15 protein-coding genes are annotated in these 17875 nt (G+C 47.7%); 6 read left to right on the top strand and 9 right to left on the bottom strand.

All coding sequences use genetic code 11. The features are described from left to right. Positions 1 to 6 precede the first annotated feature (6 nt). Both BUR42_RS16535 and lnt read right to left on the bottom strand, forming a co-directional pair. Positions 7 to 810, bottom strand: coding sequence for an alpha/beta fold hydrolase (locus BUR42_RS16535; protein ID WP_074240276.1), 804 nt, complete (start codon positions 808 to 810; stop codon positions 7 to 9). Beyond that, on the bottom strand, positions 791 to 2386 hold the full coding sequence (lnt, locus tag BUR42_RS16530) for an apolipoprotein N-acyltransferase (protein ID WP_159442289.1): 1596 nt from the start codon (positions 2384 to 2386) through the stop codon (positions 791 to 793). The genes BUR42_RS16535 and lnt overlap by 20 nt, the downstream gene beginning before the upstream one ends. Before the next feature lie 126 nt (positions 2387 to 2512). Here lnt and BUR42_RS16525 point away from each other — a divergent pair, with 126 nt between their 5' ends. Then, a complete protein-coding gene (locus tag BUR42_RS16525) occupies positions 2513 to 3976 on the top strand; it encodes a PhoX family protein (RefSeq protein WP_074240275.1) in 1464 nt (487 codons plus the stop codon). Between the two features lie 59 nt (positions 3977 to 4035). Then, positions 4036 to 5781 (top strand): cytochrome-c peroxidase, encoded by a 1746-nt coding sequence (locus BUR42_RS16520; protein WP_074240637.1) that lies wholly within the window; start codon positions 4036 to 4038, stop codon positions 5779 to 5781. A gap of 46 nt (positions 5782 to 5827) precedes the next feature. Here the strand turns inward: BUR42_RS16520 and guaB are convergent, their stop codons facing one another. Next, complete coding sequence (gene guaB, locus BUR42_RS16515) at positions 5828 to 7306, bottom strand: IMP dehydrogenase (RefSeq protein ID WP_074240274.1); 1479 nt, start codon at positions 7304 to 7306, stop codon at positions 5828 to 5830. Between the two features lie 63 nt (positions 7307 to 7369). Continuing rightward, positions 7370 to 8476 (bottom strand): DNA-processing protein DprA, encoded by a 1107-nt coding sequence (gene dprA, locus BUR42_RS16510; protein ID WP_074240273.1) that lies wholly within the window; start codon positions 8474 to 8476, stop codon positions 7370 to 7372. A gap of 42 nt (positions 8477 to 8518) precedes the next feature. Between dprA and BUR42_RS16505 the strand changes: the two genes are divergently transcribed. Further along, positions 8519 to 9310 carry a 5'-nucleotidase, lipoprotein e(P4) family gene (locus BUR42_RS16505; RefSeq protein WP_074240272.1) on the top strand — a complete coding sequence of 264 codons (792 nt, stop codon included), beginning with the start codon at positions 8519 to 8521 and terminating at the stop codon, positions 9308 to 9310. Here BUR42_RS16505 and BUR42_RS16500 read toward each other — a convergent pair. From BUR42_RS16500 to pckA, 5 genes are all read right to left on the bottom strand, one after another. Beyond that, positions 9305 to 9760: a DUF1569 domain-containing protein gene (locus BUR42_RS16500; protein ID WP_074240271.1), complete on the bottom strand. Its 456-nt coding sequence runs from the start codon at positions 9758 to 9760 to the stop codon at positions 9305 to 9307. The genes BUR42_RS16505 and BUR42_RS16500 overlap by 6 nt on opposite strands. Before the next feature lie 8 nt (positions 9761 to 9768). Next, positions 9769 to 11646, bottom strand: coding sequence for an OmpA family protein (locus BUR42_RS16495; RefSeq protein ID WP_074240270.1), 1878 nt, complete (start codon positions 11644 to 11646; stop codon positions 9769 to 9771). A gap of 228 nt (positions 11647 to 11874) precedes the next feature. Continuing rightward, positions 11875 to 12495, bottom strand: a complete 621-nt coding sequence (locus BUR42_RS16490; protein WP_074240269.1) for a 7-carboxy-7-deazaguanine synthase QueE — start codon at positions 12493 to 12495, stop codon at positions 11875 to 11877. Positions 12496 to 12517: 22 nt separating this feature from the next. Continuing rightward, positions 12518 to 13405, bottom strand: a complete 888-nt coding sequence (gene folD / locus BUR42_RS16485) for a bifunctional methylenetetrahydrofolate dehydrogenase/methenyltetrahydrofolate cyclohydrolase FolD (protein WP_074240268.1) — start codon at positions 13403 to 13405, stop codon at positions 12518 to 12520. A gap of 106 nt (positions 13406 to 13511) precedes the next feature. Further along, on the bottom strand, positions 13512 to 15113 hold the full coding sequence (gene pckA / locus BUR42_RS16480) for a phosphoenolpyruvate carboxykinase (ATP) (RefSeq protein ID WP_074240267.1): 1602 nt from the start codon (positions 15111 to 15113) through the stop codon (positions 13512 to 13514). A gap of 320 nt (positions 15114 to 15433) precedes the next feature. On the opposite strand from pckA, the gene BUR42_RS16475 reads away from it, so the two are divergent. Genes BUR42_RS16475 through purS form a run of 3 tightly spaced genes read left to right on the top strand, consistent with a single transcriptional unit; the run spans position 15434 to position 17831 of the window. Beyond that, positions 15434 to 16726, top strand: a complete 1293-nt coding sequence (locus tag BUR42_RS16475; RefSeq protein ID WP_074240266.1) for an aminopeptidase P N-terminal domain-containing protein — start codon at positions 15434 to 15436, stop codon at positions 16724 to 16726. Positions 16727 to 16785: 59 nt separating this feature from the next. Then, positions 16786 to 17559 carry a CDP-alcohol phosphatidyltransferase family protein gene (locus BUR42_RS16470; protein ID WP_074240265.1) on the top strand — a complete coding sequence of 258 codons (774 nt, stop codon included), beginning with the start codon at positions 16786 to 16788 and terminating at the stop codon, positions 17557 to 17559. A gap of 26 nt (positions 17560 to 17585) precedes the next feature. Further along, positions 17586 to 17831, top strand: a complete 246-nt coding sequence (gene purS, locus BUR42_RS16465) for a phosphoribosylformylglycinamidine synthase subunit PurS (RefSeq protein WP_074240264.1) — start codon at positions 17586 to 17588, stop codon at positions 17829 to 17831. Positions 17832 to 17875 lie beyond the last annotated feature (44 nt).

Raw genomic sequence — 17875 nt, 5'->3', positions numbered from 1 at the left:
TTCCTGTTACAACGCCCGCTGGCAAAAAGCTATAAAATGATGAAGGACGAGATTACTTTCTTCGTAAACCTCTAATAGTCCCATGTGTCCTACCTGGTCAAAAATATGCACGCTGGCAATAGCCGGGAGTGTTACTTGTCCTAATGTATTATCTGGTGGTACTGCCTGGTCATCTTTGCCGATGAAGAACAGCACCGGTACCCTGATCTCTTTTAATACGGCTGTTCTGTCCGGCCTGGCTATCATTGCTTCATAATACGCAATGAGCGGTTCTTTATTGCCCGGCAGGGCCTGCTGCACAAAATTTTCCACGCGGGCAGCCTGTTTGCTGCGAAACGCCTCCGCGAACATATTTGGTATCAGCTGCCGCAGGAATGGTTCCCTGTCGTATTGCTGCATCATGCGGATGGATTTCTGCCGTGCTTCCACTTTCTCCGGGCTATCTGCTTTGGCGGTGGAGCTGAATAAACCCAATCCTTCCAGCAGGTGCGGATATTTTTCCGCAAAGGCGAGCGCCACGTATCCGCCCATGGAATGCCCGATAACTGTAGCCTCACTGACTCCTTCCGTTACCAGCATGGCATAGATGAATTCTGCCATGCTCTCTACACTTAAAGGATGTGTTAATGGGGAATTGCCGGTTCCCGGCAGGTCTGGTACCAATACACGGTAGTGTACCCTCAGGAACGCCGTTTGATGTTCCCAAACCGAATGATCTTCTGCAAATCCATGTATTAATACAACTACTTTCCCTTCGCCTTCTGCCCAATAAGCACCTTCCTGGTTTCCGTTACTGATTTTTTTCCACATGTTGCCTGCGTATTACACGTAAAACAATGGTGTATGACAAGAGCAATATACAAAAGATCAGGGGAGCTTTGGCGATGCTGCTGCTATATTTTACATAAAACGTAAGATCATATCGTGGTGTTACATCATGTGCAATAATTCCTTGTTGCCAATAGGGTTGAGGATCAATCACTGCACCCCAGGGATCAATAAAAGCAGAGGTGCCCGTATTAGCACTGCGTGCTACCCAGCGCCTTGTTTCGATCGCCCTCAGTCTTGCATATTGTAAATGCTGTTTATGGCCCTGGGTGTTGCCCCACCATCCGTCGTTAGTGCTAATAGCCAATATGTTAGCCCCTTCCCGTACTTTTTGTGCTACAAAATCACCATATACGGACTCATAACAGATGGCATCAAAAACATTACAACCCTGTGCCGGATCTGTAAATAAGTTCACCCCGGGGGTCAGACCATAACTGCCGGAAATGCCACCAAAGTCCAGCGCCAGTTTTTTCATGAATGGGAAATAACGCATATACGGAGTGAGCTCTACCCCGGGCACTAATTTCGCTTTATGATAGATCTGTATATTGCCAGAGGTATCCACCTGTATGGCGGAATTGAACGCATCATAAGGAGGGCCGCCGTCTGCACGGGTCCTTGCGGTTAATGGTACTTCGCTTGTTCCTGTATATTGCTTAAAGGTAGAAGCTCCTGCAATGAGCCTGGTATTGGGATATTGTTGTAAGAACTCCCGGATCCGGATCACATCCGGCATGAGGTTCAGTTCATGCTCCCAGGCCCCTTGTGTAAAAAGGGCCGTTTCCGGCCAGATCACATAGCGGGTTTCCGGCCTGATCTTTTGTTTGGTGAGCGTAATTAATTTTTCCAGTTGCTGTTGTGCAGATCCTTCACTGAACTTTTCATCATAAGGATCAATATTGGGCTGCACTACTACTACGTGTATACCATTTGTTTTGCCCGGTTTCGGAAAGAGCCCATAAGAAAGTGCCAGCGGAACGATCACTAATGTTAATGGTTTCCATACTGCGGAAGGTTTGGTTTTTATCACACTGTAGAAGAGGATGTTTACCAGCAATACCCATAATGTTCCGCCCGTGGTGCCGGTATATTCATACCATTGCACCCAGTCCGGCCGCATGGCAAATGCATTGCCCAGCATGAGCCAGGGCCAGCTGAAGTCCCATTCCAGGTGAATGTATTCAAAAGTTAACCAGTAAATGATGAGCGCAAAATAACTCATGGCCGTGCTCATCCTTTCCCGGGCTATTTTATAGCCCAGCCAGGGAATGGTCATGATCAGCGCATTGAATGCATTGGCAAAGATGCCGCTTGCGGGAACAGTGGTGTTACCTACCCACCAGGTGGTGCCCGTGTTCCAGATCCAGAAGCTCAGGAAAGTAAGCCCCCAGTATGCCCCGCGGCCTTTGACCAGGTCCGTGAGTGCCAGCAGGGGAACTAATCCTGCAAATACCAGGAAGGTAAGTGGGGAAGTAGGCCAGGCAGCCCACATAAGGATCCCTGAAAGCAGGCTAAGTAGCAGTGGAAGACGTTTGCGCAAGGTCGGGTGCATCATATCGCTCAAAAATAAGGCCTTTGAAGATAATTTTCTCCTGGTGATTTGTTCATATAACCTTAACGCACACTTAAGATGCTGGTAACCTGACAGGTGCATATTGCAGCCAATACTAAAATCTGTATAATGAAGCTTTTTAACCTAACGCTCCGGGTATGCCCGTTACTTGCGGGCATTGCAATGGTATCCTGCAATAATGACAAGGACCAGCCTGCGCCTCCTGTTGAGCTGAGTACTTCTTCCATAACCCCTTCCCTCGTAAAAACCCTGGCCGGTTTTGAAAGTCTGAAGATCTACCCGCTGATCAGCAGCGATGATAAGCTTTCCGGTTCTGCCGATTTTGTTTACGGCGCACAGCCTGATGGAGGTGGAATGATGAAAGATCCTGCCGGTAACGGTTATATCCTGATCAATAACCACGAGATCCTGTTTTCTGTTTCCCGTGTTTACCTGGATAAGAACCTGAAACCACTGAAAGGGGAGTACATCGTAGATGCAGAAGGTGGTAAAATGCGCCTTTGCTCCGGTACCCTGGCTACCCCTGCAGAAAATGGCTTTGGTCCTATCTTCCTTACCGCAGGAGAAACAGATGGTGAATCGATGATCCATGGCATAGACCCCCTGGGAGCGATTAACCTGAAAAAAACAAACCGCACATTACCTGCCCTGGGTAAATGCAGTGCAGAGAATGCAGTTCCCTTAAACAAAAATGCCTATCCCGGCAAAACCGTTATTTTTATCGGAGAAGATGAAAGCAGCCGCCAGGGACTTGGCCAGGTAAACCTGTATTATGCGAATGCTGCCGGAGATATGGCAAATGGCAAATTGTATATGTTACGGAGGCTGGATAAAAACATCGTTGAAACAGATATGGCGGTAGGTTCTACTTATGATGTGGAGTTTGTTGCTTATGAAAATGTTGCAACGAGCACCGGCGCGCAGTTAGCTGCACAAACAGTCACCAATAATGCTATCCAGTTTGCCCGTGTGGAAGACCTGGATTATGGTAAAGGCTCCGTGGCCAATAACCGCAAATTGTATTTTACCTCCACCGGCGTTAGCCAGGCAGATAAAGTAACCCCTGTTGCGGGGCTTACCATGTGGGGCCGTGTTTATCAGCTGGAACTGGATGCCGCTAATCCCCTGAAAGGAAAACTTACTCCATTGATAGACGGAGGTGTTAATCCCGGTAACAGCATCGTGAACCCCGACAATATCTGTGTTACACAAAACTTTGTGTATATCCAGGAAGATGGGGATTCTTACTATCTAAACAACAAGCACGATGGCCGCATCTGGCAATATAACATTGCCACCAAAGCAATCAAACCGATGATTGAAATGGACCACCGCCGTACAGACGCTGCTTTCAACGCCAAGTATAATCCTGCTAACGAACAAAAATTAAGTTCATGGGAATACGGTGCCATGTATGATATTTCAGACCTCATTGGCAAACCCAATACTTTTGTTGTAAACATTCACCCGCATACCTGGACGGACGATAAGTTCAAAAATGCGGACGGTAGCGGCCTTACAACTAACAAAGAAGGCGGGCAAACTGTTATCATCACTGGAATTGAGAAATGATCTTTCTTGCAAATTCAATAAAAAAAGTTTCCTCCCGTAAGAGGAAACTTTACTTTTTTATGGCGAATCATCCCTTAATTAAAGCTTTGCTCGTTTGTTTGATCTGGTGTTCATCTTGCCGGGAAGCAAGAAAAGAGACCTTTGACAGTAGGGTGCATATATGGCTGTATGCGCAGGCAGATTCCCTGGAAGCCAGTGCCAATCAACTGCTGCAGCTTTCAGGAGACACCACTGCATTACGGCAGGCTTTTGCAGATTGCAGAAAGCGATATAAAAAACTGGAATGGTTTAGTGAATATTATGCACCCGCCACCTCCCGTTTACTGAATGGCCCTCCGTTGCCGGAGATAGAAGTAGAGGAGAATAAAAAAGCGGAACCCTCCGGTTTGCAGGTGATCGAGGAATTGATATATCCTTATAATATGAACGATTCTACCACCCTGCATAGTGAGATCCGGTCTTTTATATCAGGGCTTATTCCGCTGAGGCACACCATTGAAAACACACAGTTTGATACGGCGCATGTACTGGATGCCTGCAGGCTGGAAGTGTTCCGTGTCATCATTCTTGGATTAAGCGGGTTTGATACACCTTTATCCGGATTGGGTATCAGTGAGTCCGCCGCATCCCTCGATGCTGTGGCACAAATGATGTCACTGATGGGTGTGGATATGCGTGCTGATTTTGACCGGCCTATTGCCATCGCAAGGCAACATACAGCACAATCACAATTTGATTATGCCGGTTTTATTACCACTGAACTGAACCCGCTTACCAGGAAAATGATGAGCAAAGGATTGCCTTTGGTGAAGGAGCAAACGGCCGTCAGGAATGATGCTGCTACGCTTTTTGATAGTGCTGCCATCAATATCAGTTTCTTTGTACATGCTACAGAAGCCTTACCCACAGCAGAAAAAGTAAGCCTGGGCCAGGCATTGTTCTTCAATGATCAGCTGGCGGGTAATGGTAAACGTAGTTGCCAGAGTTGCCATCAGCCGGGGAAAGCATTTACAGACGGGCTGAATCAAAGCCTCACTTTAAATGGAACTGCCACTATATTACGCAACACGCCTACCCTGATGTACGCTGGTTTCCAGCATGCGCAGTTCTATGATATGCGTTCTCCCACCTTAGAGAACCAGGTAATGGATGTATTGAATAATAAAGATGAAATGCATTCCTCCCCGGAAAAAGTAGCAGCATGGCTCAATAAAATGCCGGAAATGAAAGACCGTTTCCGGAAAGCATTTCCACAAATGAAAGATAGCATCCAATCCCGGCAGGTAATGATGGCCATTGCCAGTTATGTGCGGGAGCTGCATCCATTCAGTTCTGCATTCGACAGGTACATGCGTGGAGATCAGCAGGCAATGAGCGATACAGCAAAAAGGGGCTTTAATTTATTTATGGGCAAAGCCCGCTGTGCTACCTGCCATTTTATACCGCTGTTTAATGGTACAGCAGGTCCGGCCTTTACCAATACAGAGTCTGAAGTGCTGGGCGTATTGAGCAAACCCGGTATTGCTTCACTGGATAAGGATCCGGGAAGATTCACACATACACAGATAGAAGAATTGAATTTCTCGTTTAAAACACCCACTCTTCGCAATATAGCTTTAACGGCCCCTTATATGCATAATGGCGCTTACCGTACATTAGAAGAAGTGATGGATTTTTACGATAAAGGCGGGGCAGCAGGATATGGCATTCAGCTGGGCAATCAAACGCTTTCTCCTGATCCTTTGCATTTAACGCAGAAAGAGAAGCAGGAGATCATTGCTTTTATGAAAGCGTTGAATGATTAGATTAAAAAAAAGAGATGTGAAAACTCACATCTCTTTTTTAATATGCTTAGCGGCTGTAATTCGGCGCTTCTTTGGTGATCACCACATCATGCGGGTGATTCTCTTTTACAGTAGCGGAAGTGATCTTCACAAACTGCGCTTCCTGTAAGGTTTTGATATCTTTGGAACCGGAGTAACCCATCCCTGCACGTAATCCACCTACAAATTGCTGTACCACTTCGGAGAGGTTGCCTTTGTAAGGTACGCGGCCCACAATTCCTTCCGGTACCAGCTTTTTGATATCTGCTTCCACATCCTGGAAATAACGGTCTTTGCTGCCTTCGGACATGGCTTCGATAGAACCCATACCACGGTAAGATTTGAACTTACGGCCTTCGTAGATGATCGTTTCTCCGGGGCTCTCTTCCACACCGGCAAAGATGGAACCTGCCATAATGGTGGAGGCACCTGCTACCAGGGCTTTCACCATATCGCCGGTATAACGGATACCACCATCTGCAATCACGGGAACGCCTGATTTTTTCAATGCCTGTGCAGCATTGAGGATGGCAGACAATTGCGGGAAACCGGCACCTGTTACTACGCGGGTAGTACAGATGGAACCGGGTCCTACACCCACTTTCACCGCATCTGCACCTGCTGCAGCCAGTGCCAGCGCACCTTCTGCCGTAGCTACGTTTCCGCCGATCACCTGGAGCTTAGGGAATGTTTTCTTGAGTTTCTTCAATGCTTCCAGTACATAGATGGAATGGCCATGCGCACTATCCAGGGTTACAACGTCTACGCCTTCATGTAACAAAGCTGCTGCGCGGTCCAGTACATCCGGTGTAATACCAAGTGCTGCACCTACGAGTAAACGGCCATAGCCGTCTTTGGCAGAATGGGGGAAACTTTGCAGCTGGAGGATATCCCGGTAAGTGATAAGGCCTACCAGTTTACCTTGTTTATTCACCACCGGCAGTTTTTCGATGCGGTGTTGCTGGAGGATCTTTTCGGCTTTTTTCAGATCAGTGCCTTCCGGGGCAAGGATCAGGTTTTCTTTGGTCATCACTTCACTGATGAGCCTTTTAGTATTGTGTTTCTCGAAACGGAGGTCACGATTGGTGAGGATGCCTTTCAGTTTCTTGTCGCCGTCAACGATGGGAATACCACCGATGCCGTTTTCCCGCATCATTTTCAAAGCCTGTCCGATAGTGGAGTCGGCACTGAGTGTCAGCGGGTCCAGGATCATTCCGCTCTCGCTGCGTTTCACTTTCCTTACCAGTTCCGCCTGTTTCTCCGTACTCATGTTCTTATGCAGGATGCCGATGCCGCCTTCGCGTGCCAGTGCAATGGCCAGTTTGGCTTCAGTAACGGTATCCATAGCGGCAGACACCATGGGTATGTTGATCCGGATGTTTTTGGTAAGTTGGGTAGAGATATTTACTTCTCTGGGCAGCACTTCGGAGTAAGCCGGTACAAGGAGTACATCGTCAAAGGTGAGACCGTCAGCTACAAATTTCTGTTTGGATTTTCCCGCAGGCATATCGCAATTATTTTGATAGTTCGTAAATAATTGCACGCAAATGTACGGGTTTTTTGCGGAACTTCATGTATTGATTAATTCGTATGTATTTCCCGGTAAGGGCCTTAGCAATGCCATCATTTCCAGGTGTATGAGCTTCTCAGAGATCTGTGATCTGCTCATAGCGCTGCGTTGCCGGAGTTCATCCAGGTGGAGGGCTTTATGGGTTTCCAGCAATTGAAGCAGCACTTTTTCGTCAGCATCCAGGGTATTAAAAAGGTTTTGTTGCAAAACCGGCTGGGCTACTGGTGCCAGGGGCCGCCAGTTCAATATTTCCAGCACATCCTGTGGGCCGGATACCAGGGAAGCCTTGTTTTGTTTGATTAGTTCCAGGCAACCTGCGGATCCCGGATCTCCGACCCTTCCGGGAATGGCCATTACATCCCTGTTATAACCGGCAGCGATATCTGCGGTGATCAATGAACCTCCCTTAGCACCACTTTCTACTACCAGGATGGCATCACAGATGCCGGCAACGATCCGGTTCCTGCGGGGGAAGTTTTGTTTATTGAGCCTGGCGCTGCTGTGAAAATCTGTGAGCAGCCCGCCCTGCTGCAGCATTTGCTGCGCGGTGTAATGATGCGCTGCAGGGTAGAGGGTTTGGAGGCCATGTGCCAATACGCCGATAGTTGGTAAGCCTGCCTGTAAAGCAGCACGGTGGGCAGTGATATCAATACCATAGGCCAGGCCGCTTACAATGGTGATATCTTCTGCTTTGAATGCATCGATGAATTGTTCGCAAAGTTGTATGCCGTAAGCAGTAGGCTGGCGCGTACCTACAATACCCAGCATTTTGGGAGCCTGTAATGCGGCGGTGCCTTTATGATATAACATCACGGGGCTATCGTAACAATGCCGCAGGCGTTCAGGATAGCTGGCATCTGTATAGAAAACGGCTTCCACATCATTACTTTCTATAAACTGCATTTCTTTTTCTACGATGTGGTGTTCACAGAAACTTTTAATGGCATTGGCCCGGTATTCCCCAACGCCGGGAATACGTTCCAGTTCTCTTTTTTTAGCTGCGAAAACATCGGCGGCATTTCCAAAATGATGCAGTAGTTCTTTTGCTACCACATCGCCGATCTGCGGGATTAAAGTAAGGGCTACCCGGTTAAACATTTCACACATGGGCCAACAATTTTATACCCCAATTTACTTTAGATTTGTTGGATGAAGCACACCTCTTTTCTTATCTGTTTGTTATTAACCTTTGCCGCATGCCGTACACAAAAAGTTGCGCAAAGCAACACATCATTACAGTATGGTCCGGCATGGGGTGCTCTCTGGCAACAGCGTGCCGCAGAATATAAAGCCTTATGCCTGCAGGCTTACCAGTTAGCCGCCATACGTGTGGAAGAAATGAGCCATCAGCAAACGCTCCGCCCGCGTGCGATTGTTACAGACATTGATGAAACGGTGCTGGATAACAGCCCCTTCTCTGTAACATCTGCATTCAATGGCCAGCCTTATACGCAGCAGGCATGGGAACAATGGACCTCCAAAGCTATCTGCGATACCGTTCCCGGCGCATTGGCTTTCTTTAAATATGCCGCTTCTACCGGGCTCACCATTTATTATATCACCAACAGGCAGGAGTCTGAACGCGCAGCTACTTTAAAGAACCTGCAGAAATGGAATTTCCCGTTTGCAGACAATGAGCACCTGATCCTTTCTTCAGGCAGCTCAGATAAAGAGCCGCGCCGTGCTCAGGTAGAAAAGAAGTATGAGATTGCCATGCTGGTAGGGGATAACCTCGGCGATTTTTCTGATGTGTTCTATAAGAAAACATCGGATGAAAGGAATACTGCCGTGGAAAAATTACATGCGGAGTTCGGCAGGCGTTTTATTATGCTGCCCAATGTAATGTATGGAGACTGGCTCTCCTCGCTGTTCCCAAAGAATGTAAAATTGAATGCACAACAAATGGACAGCGTGTTACGGCACGCCGTGAAAGGATTATAATAAGCCGAATTGTGTAAGGTGATGTTGAAAGTGTTTCTGATGAAATCTTAACCAGCCCTCGTAGTTCAGCATCCCGAATATAGGGTGCGTTGTTTCATAAGCAGGATGTTCTTTATAATACAGATGAAAGCCATCCAGTGTTTTGAAAAGTGATTGAATGGCGGTGTTAAGGTCAGGATATTGTACGATCACATCGCCCATGGCAGGATTCCTGAACAGCCTCGGTAATGGTTTGTCTGACCATAAGAACTGCTTTACCTTTTCTACCTGTTCCACCGGCGTAAATACATGGGTTTGTTCCCCGCTGAAGGTATATTGTACAATAAGGTCCAGGTGTTCTATCATCTGTTGCGCATCCATTATGCCCCAAACCGGTTGAGTATCCGGTTGTAACTTATGTAATACACTGCGGAGTGTTGCATGCTCCGATAAGGGGAATAATGTTGCCATGTTTATCACTACAAACTGATCACCTTTAATTCTGTTCTCCTGTTTTGTGCGCGGCCTGCTTCCGTATCATTCGTGTCGATGGCTTTTGTTTCACCAAAACCTTTTGCTTTCAGGCGCGCTGCCGCAATACCTTTTTGAATGAGATACTGTACAACAGATTTAGCACGGTTTTCAGACAACAATTGATTATCTGCATCGCTGCCCACATTGTCCGTGTGCCCGCTGATCTCTATCTGCATGGTAGGATTATCTTTCAGCAAGGCTACGAGTTTATCCAGCTCGGTAGCAGAAGCCGGTTGCAGTGCGTATTGTTTTGTTTCAAAGAAGATGTTGCGGAGGATCACTACAGCATTTGCTTCCAGCGGTTGCAAGGGAAGGTTCTTTTCAAACGGTTCTCCTGTTTTTACTTCCTTTAAAGAGAAGTTATCTGAATAGAAGAGGTATCCTTTTTTATTTACGTTAAAGGCATAATCTTTCCCGGTAGGGAGCGGCACAATAAAATCTCCGTTCTCATTACTGCGGATCGTGGCAATGGTCAGCTTGTTCTGCAGATCTATCAGTTCAAGGGATGCTGTTAATCTTGCATTTGTTTTGGCATCATACACATATCCTTTCAGATACAGCGTAGGTAAGGGCCTTGCCGCCTCGTACAATTCAAAGCTATAGATGTCCAATGCGCCACGGCTATCCGATCTGTCTGATGCAAAGTAAGCGGTTTTGCCATCTGCGGCTACTGCAAGGCTCGCATCTTCTTCTATGGTGTTGATGGGATAACCAAGATTTACAGCAGGCCCCCAGCTGCCATCCGCCTGTTTGCGGGAATAGAAGATATCAAGGCCGCCATAACCGGGATGCCCGTTGGATGCGAAGTACAGGGTTTGCCCGTCTGCATGCAGGAAAGGAGTGGTTTCCCGGCCGGGGGTATTGATATTCGGCCCCAGCTTTTCTGCGCGGGACCATTGCCCGTCTTTTCCCAGCTGGCTTACAAAGATATCTGCACCGGCATCATCTGTTTCACGGGCAAAGTACAATGTTTGTTTATCAGGTGAAAGGCAGGGCTGGGATTCCCAGGCGCGGGTATTGATAGCGCCGCCTATGTTCTTTGGGGCCTGCCAGCCTTCCGCTGTTTTAACTGCATAATAAATATCACAACTGCCACGCCCATCCGGGAAATCGCAGCCGGTGAACACCAGCATTTCCCCATCCTGCGAAATATTCTGTGCCCCTTCGTTGAAAGCGGAGTTCACAGGTTCGCCCATATCTTTTGCCTGCTGCCATTGAATGCTGTCTTTCGCGGAAATAAAGAAGTCTTCATTCCTTCCTTTCACTCTTCGTGTATACACCAACGTTTTACCATCGATGGTAAGGGAAGGGAAATATTCCGGGTCTGCGGAATTGATATGATCTCCCAGGTTCTGCGGTTGAAAGGGAACAGGCGTGGTTGTTACAGCAAATTCCATGTTCTTCTTCAGCTTATCTGCATTGGGAACAGGAGCTTTGGATGTTTCGATGAATTGGTTCACCATGTCCAGCGCTTCCTTGAAACGGCCGTTGCCCGCAAGTGCTTTTGCATTGGCCAGGCGTACTCTGCGCAGGTCACCGGGCGCCAGTTCCTGTAGTTTGGTAAAGGCTTCCAGGGCCTGGGTATATTGTTTCAGCTCTACATAGGAAAGCCCCATCTGCCCGTAGGCATCTGCAAATTTCGGTTGTGCTTTGATGGCGTCCTGTAAATGTTTGATCGCTTCTTTTGGTTGATAAACACGCATGGCATCAATGGCCAGATCAAAGAAGGCCTGGGCTTTTTTGCCGGCCGTTTCATACGTGACTGTTTGTGCCGTGAGGCGGATGCTGATCAGGCAGCATAATAATAACAGGTAGTGTTTCATAGTCGATCACTAAATAACGATAAATTATGCGGTTTAAGTACTGTACGGTGAAAGTAAATCTCTGGCGGGGATGGCAGAAATCAAAAGAGGGGATTTGAGGTGTTTTGCGGTATTTAGCTGCTTTTGAGGTGATCTGATGCTGCTATTTTGACAGGTACCCCACCTTACTACGGGATGGATACGGGATTGATACGGGAATGATACGGGAATGATACGGGATTGGTACGCTTAAGGCACATTGATATACTTATGCACCTGCAGGGAAATCTGCCATTGCGGGTTATCCTTCACATAATCAATGATATGCGGGGTCATTTCTGCTGCGCGGCTCCATTCAGGTTGCAGGTACAACTTGCACTGTTTGCCAACCAGGGCCGCGTATTTCTCTGCCCATGCAAAATCAGATTTGTTATAGATCACGATCTTTAACTCATTGGCCTGTTTGCAGGCTTCCGGTAAAGGGGCTTTGAACTTTTTGGGAGAAAGGGTGATCCAATCCCAGCTGCCGCTCAGGGGAGAGGAGCCGGAGGTTTCAATATGATTGCGGAAACCCGCTTTGTGTAATGCTTTAGTAAGGCCATCGAGGTGATGCATCAGGGGTTCCCCTCCTGTGATAACAGCAATCCGGCCGGGGTGTGCTGCTGCTTCCTGTACCATGCCTGTAATATCCCGCTGCGGATGTTTATCTGCATCCCAGCTTTCCTTTACATCGCACCATACGCAGCCTACATCACAACCGCCGAGGCGGATGAAGTAAGCAGCCTTTCCCTGATGGAATCCCTCACCCTGGATAGTGTAGAAAGATTCCATAACAGGTAATGTGGCAGTATGTATAACGGTGCTTTGCATATGGTACAAAGGTACTTGATCCTTAATTACGATTACCTTTCTGGCCAATGGCAGAATGGTAAGTGTTTTTCAATAAAGCTGCGATGGTCATCGGACCTACGCCTCCGGGTACCGGGGTGATAAAGCTGCATTTAGGAGCTACTTCATCAAATTTCACATCACCTACAAGGCGGAACCCGCTTTTTTTGGTGTTATCCGCTACACGGTTGATCCCTACGTCAATTACCACCGCGCCTTCTTTCACCATATCCCCCGTTACAAAATCGGGGCGGCCAATGGCGGCTACCACGATATCTGCCTGCAGGCACAGTTCTTTCAGGTTCTTTGTTTGCGAGTGGCAAAGCGTAACGGTACAGTTACCGGGATTGCTGTTGCGGCTCAGCAGAATGCTCATGGGCGTACCCACAATATGGCTGCGGCCTATCACTACGGCATGTTTGCCTTTTGTTTCTATATTATAATGCTCCAGCATCAGCATGATGCCGTAAGGAGTAGCAGGAATAAAAGTAGGGAGACCGCTCACCATTTTACCCACGTTCATGGGGTGAAAGCCGTCTACATCCTTACTGGGATCGATGGTGTTGATCACCAGTTCTTCGTTGATGCTTTTAGGTAATGGCAGTTGCACGAGGATACCATCAACATCCGGATTTTCATTCAGCATATTGATATGGTCCAGCAGATGCTTTTCTGAAATGTGGTCATCGAAACGCAGCAGCGTGGAATGGTAGCCGATCTCTGCACAGGATTTTACTTTAGAAGCTACGTAAGTTTCGCTTGCTCCGTCGTTGCCTACCAGGATGGCGGCGAGGTGAGGAACCTTTTTGCCTTGCGCTTTCAGTTCAGCTACATTGAGCGCCAGTTGATCTTTAATTGCCTTGGAAACAAGTTTACCGTCTAAAATTTGCATGCGCAAAGGTACAGAAAATTGGGGACAAGGAAAAGGGGCTGTCAGCCAGACAGCCCCTCTAACCAAATTGTAATTGAACGAAGGAATTTATAAAGCCAAGCGGCTGTTATGCTTTGGGGGCGGCAGCCAGGATCTCTTTATCGGCCTGTGCTGCATATTTTTCAAAATTCTTAACGAACTGACCTGCAAGGTCTTTTGCCTGTTTGTCGTACGCTGCGCCATCAGCCCAGGTATTACGGGGATCCAGGATCTCTGCAGGTACGCCGGGGCAGGATTCAGGAATGGATACGCCAAAAACCTCGTGGTTTTTGTAAGCTACCTTTTCCAGTTCTCCTTTCAATGCAGCGCTGATCATGGCGCGGGTCAGGTTCAGTTTGATCCTGCTGCCTGTGCCATAAGCGCCACCGGTCCAGCCGGTGTTGATGAGCCATACATTCACTTCATGCTTACGCAACCTTTCTCCCAGCATCTGCGCGTAACGGGCAGGGTGCAATGGAAGGAACGGTGCGCCGAAACATGCGCTGAATGTGGATTTAGGTTCTGTAACACCTGCTTCCGTACCTGCTACTTTAGCCGTATAACCGGAAATGAACTGGTACATAGCCTGTCCCGGGCTCAGCCTGGAAATGGGCGGTAATACGCCATACGCATCGCAGGTGAGGAAGAAAATGTTTTTAGGAAGACTGCCAATGGAAGGTTCCAGGGCATTATCTATATAATGCAGCGGGTAAGAAACACGGGTGTTTTCCGTGATCGTTTTATCTGCATAATTGATCTTGTGTGTGCCGGGGAAGAAGCCAATGTTCTCTACCAATGCGCCTTCGCGGATGGCATGGAAGATCTGTGGTTCCTTCTCTTCGCTGAGGTCGATGGTTTTGGCGTAACAGCCGCCTTCGAAATTGAAAACGCCGCTGTTCGTCCATCCATGCTCGTCGTCTCCAATGAGCTTACGTTCAGGATCAGCGCTCAGCGTGGTTTTGCCGGTGCCGCTAAGGCCAAAGAATACAGCAGTATCACCATTGCGGCCCTGGTTGGCGGAGCAGTGCATGCTCAGTACATTCTTTTCATGCGGCAGTACGTAATTAAGGATAGTGAAGATCCCTTTCTTGATCTCACCGGTATAGGCAGAGCCACCAATGAGGATCATCTTTTTGGTAAAGTTCACCACCGCAAAATTGTGCTGGCGGGTACCATCTGTAGCAGGATCTGCCATACAGCCCGGCGCCTGGATAACCGTCCAGTCAGGGTCCATTTGCTCCAGGTCTTCCTCATGAGGGCGGAGGAACATGTTGTAGGCAAAGAGGCTGGCCCATGGGGTTTCTGTAATTACCCGGATGTTGAGCCGGTACTCCGGATCTGCACATGCCTGGCAATCTCTCACCCAAACTGATTTTCCCGCAAAATAACGGGTCACTTTCTGATAGAGCCGGTCAAAATTTTCGGCAGAGAACGGTAGGTTGAAATCGTTCCAGTTCACAGTCGTAGCAGTGATGCTGTCTTTCACGATGAACTTGTCTTTAGGAGAACGGCCGGTAAACTCCCCGGTATTCACCACCAATGCACCCGTTTCGCTAAGACTACCCTGCTTGCGTGCCAGGGTTTGAGCAGTCAGCTCTTCCGGGGTTAATTGGTAATGTACGTCCGCGGTGTTCTCTATGCCCAATTCCCGCAATTCCCTGAGTGTGTCCCTTACACTGCTGATTTGCATAAAGAAAGATTGTTTTGGTGTATAGGCAAAACTAGGCTTTTTTTGATGTTATCAAATTTTATAGGTGTTGCACCATTAAAATTTATGAAATTATGCATGCTATAACCTCGTTTTTTAGATATTATTCAATTCTATCGATTTCATTTTAAGCGAAAATCAAAAGACCGGGAGAATAATTATTTGTTAATAACGCATCAGTTTGGGGTAATCAACTATAACTTTTGTGTGAGCTTTGGCCACAGTAGCCGGAAGGATAAGGTTTTGCAGGTTGCTGATTTTCTGGTAAGTTTGAGCCCTCATACATCAGAAAAAAGTATTCAATGAAATATCTGCCGCTGGATCAACAGCTTTTTATCAAGAACCGTGAACGTTTTACTGCAAAGATGCAGCCTGATTCCATCGCCATCTTCAACTCAAACGACGAACTGCCCACTAACGGGGACGCACTTTTTACATTCCGTCAGAATTCAGACCTGTACTGGCTGACCGGTATCGATCAGGAAGATACCATGCTGGTATTATATCCCGGCAATCCGGACCCTAAACACCGTGAAGTACTGGTGCTCGTGCGCCCGAACGAACTGAAAGAGAAATGGGATGGCCACCGTCTGCGCAAAGAAGAAGCTACCGCTATTTCCGGTATACAAACCATTGTGTGGCTGGACAGCCTGGATGCTTTCTTACAACAATGGATCCATGAAGCTGCCAATATCTATCTCAATTCCAACGAAAACAACCGTAAGGCCAACCTGGTTCCGGTAAGGGATTACCGTTACGCTGCCGAACTCAGGGAGCGTTATCCTTTACATAATTACCTGCGTGCCGCAAAGCTCCTGAAAGAGCTGCGTGCTGTGAAAACAGCTGAGGAAGTGAAAGTACTGCAGGTGGCGATAGATATCACAGAGAAAACATTCCGCCGTCTCTTACAATTCATTAAACCCGGCGTATTTGAATATGAGATCCACGCAGAGATCCTGCATGAATTCCTGCGCAACCGCGCCACTGGCGAAGCGTATGGTTCTATCATCGCTTCCGGCGACCGTGCCCGTACTTTACATTATGTGGAGAACAGCCGCGAATGTAAAGACGGAGAAGTGATCCTGATGGACTTTGGTGCTGCCTATGGTGGTTACAATGCAGACCTTACCCGCAGCGTACCGGTAAATGGAAAGTTCACTCCCCGCCAGCGCGAAGTGTACAATGCCTGCCTCCACCTGCATAACTATGCCAAATCTATCCTCAAACCCGGGATCACCATCGCTAAATATCATGAGATGGTAGGCGTGGAAGCAGGGAAAGAATTTGTGAAGATAGGGCTGCTCACAGAAGGGGATATCAAAAACCAGGACCCTGAAACGCCTGCATACCGTAAATACCTGTACCATGGCATCTCTCACCACCTGGGCGTGGATGTGCATGACCTCGGGCCTTCTTTCTTCCAGCCTATTCCGGAAGGAGCCGTGCTTACCGTAGAGCCGGGTATCTATATTGAAGAAGAACAACTGGGCATCCGCATTGAAAACAACATCTGGCTGAAAGCCGGTGGGAATGTGGACCTGATGAAGAACATCCCCATTACGGCGGATGAGATAGAAGCTTTAATGAAGAAGTAATATATTGTGGAAGGGGGAGAAACACCCCCTTTCCATTCTGGCACAACGAAAAAATACTGATGAAACAAATTCCGAATATCCTTACCCTGTCCAATCTCTTTTGTGGCGCACTCGCCATTATCTTCATCCTACATGCGCCGGAATATATCGCAGAATTCAATGGTACAGATTACGTTGTCACCAATCCGGAACCCATCTACTGGGCTTCAGCACTGGTAGTACTGGCCGGGATCATCGATTTCTTCGACGGATTTGTTGCCCGTTTACTCAAAGTTTCTTCTGAATTAGGCAAACAGCTGGATTCACTGGCAGACGTGGTTTCCTTTGGCGTAGTGCCCGGTATGATCATGTTCCGCCTGCTGCGCAGCGCTTATTTTCAAAGCCCGGATGTATTTGATGTTTCTTACTTTAACCTGGCGCCGGCCCTGCTGATCCCCTGTTTTGCTGCTTACCGCCTGGCAGTTTTCAACCTGGATACCCGCCAGTCCGAGCATTTCATAGGAGTGCCCACACCAGCGGTAGGCTTCCTGGTAGCCTCCTTCCCGCTGATCATGTTATACAACCCTTATAACCTGGCCCACTGGCTGGAAAATATCTGGGTATTGTACGGGATCATTTTTGTACTCTGCTACCTGATGGTGAGCGCACATCCCATGATCAGCCTGAAGTTTAAGAATTTCTCCCTCAGAGATAACTGGCCCCGCTTCCTGCTGGTAGTGCTTACGCTGATAAGCATACCTGTACTGCGTTATGCAGCAGTACCTTTCGTATTTATCGCATATGTGGGCCTTTCACTGGCAGTGCCGCCTAAAAATTCGATAAAAAACTCGTAGGTTTGCGTCTTAAATTTTTGAGACAAATGACATTTACTGCACATATCAACGTGATGCCGCTGAAAGAATTGCTGGACCCTCAGGGCAAAGCTGTATTAGGTGGACTGAAAAACCTGGGCCTCGGAAATGTACATGACGTGCGCATAGGTAAACACATCACGCTTCAGATCGAAGCATCTTCCAAAGAAGAAGCGCAACACCTGGCGGAGAATGCCTGCCAGAAACTGCTCGCTAACCAGGTAATGGAATCTTACGAGGTGAATATCCAATAGATCTGTTTGTTTATTACCAATAATCCGGATCTTAAACTTCAATA

This window comes from Chitinophaga niabensis (assembly GCF_900129465.1).
In the GTDB taxonomy this organism is placed as follows: domain Bacteria; phylum Bacteroidota; class Bacteroidia; order Chitinophagales; family Chitinophagaceae; genus Chitinophaga; species Chitinophaga niabensis.
The sequence above is the reverse complement of the archived record's forward strand: the minus strand, read 5'-3'. Positions and strand labels throughout refer to the sequence as shown.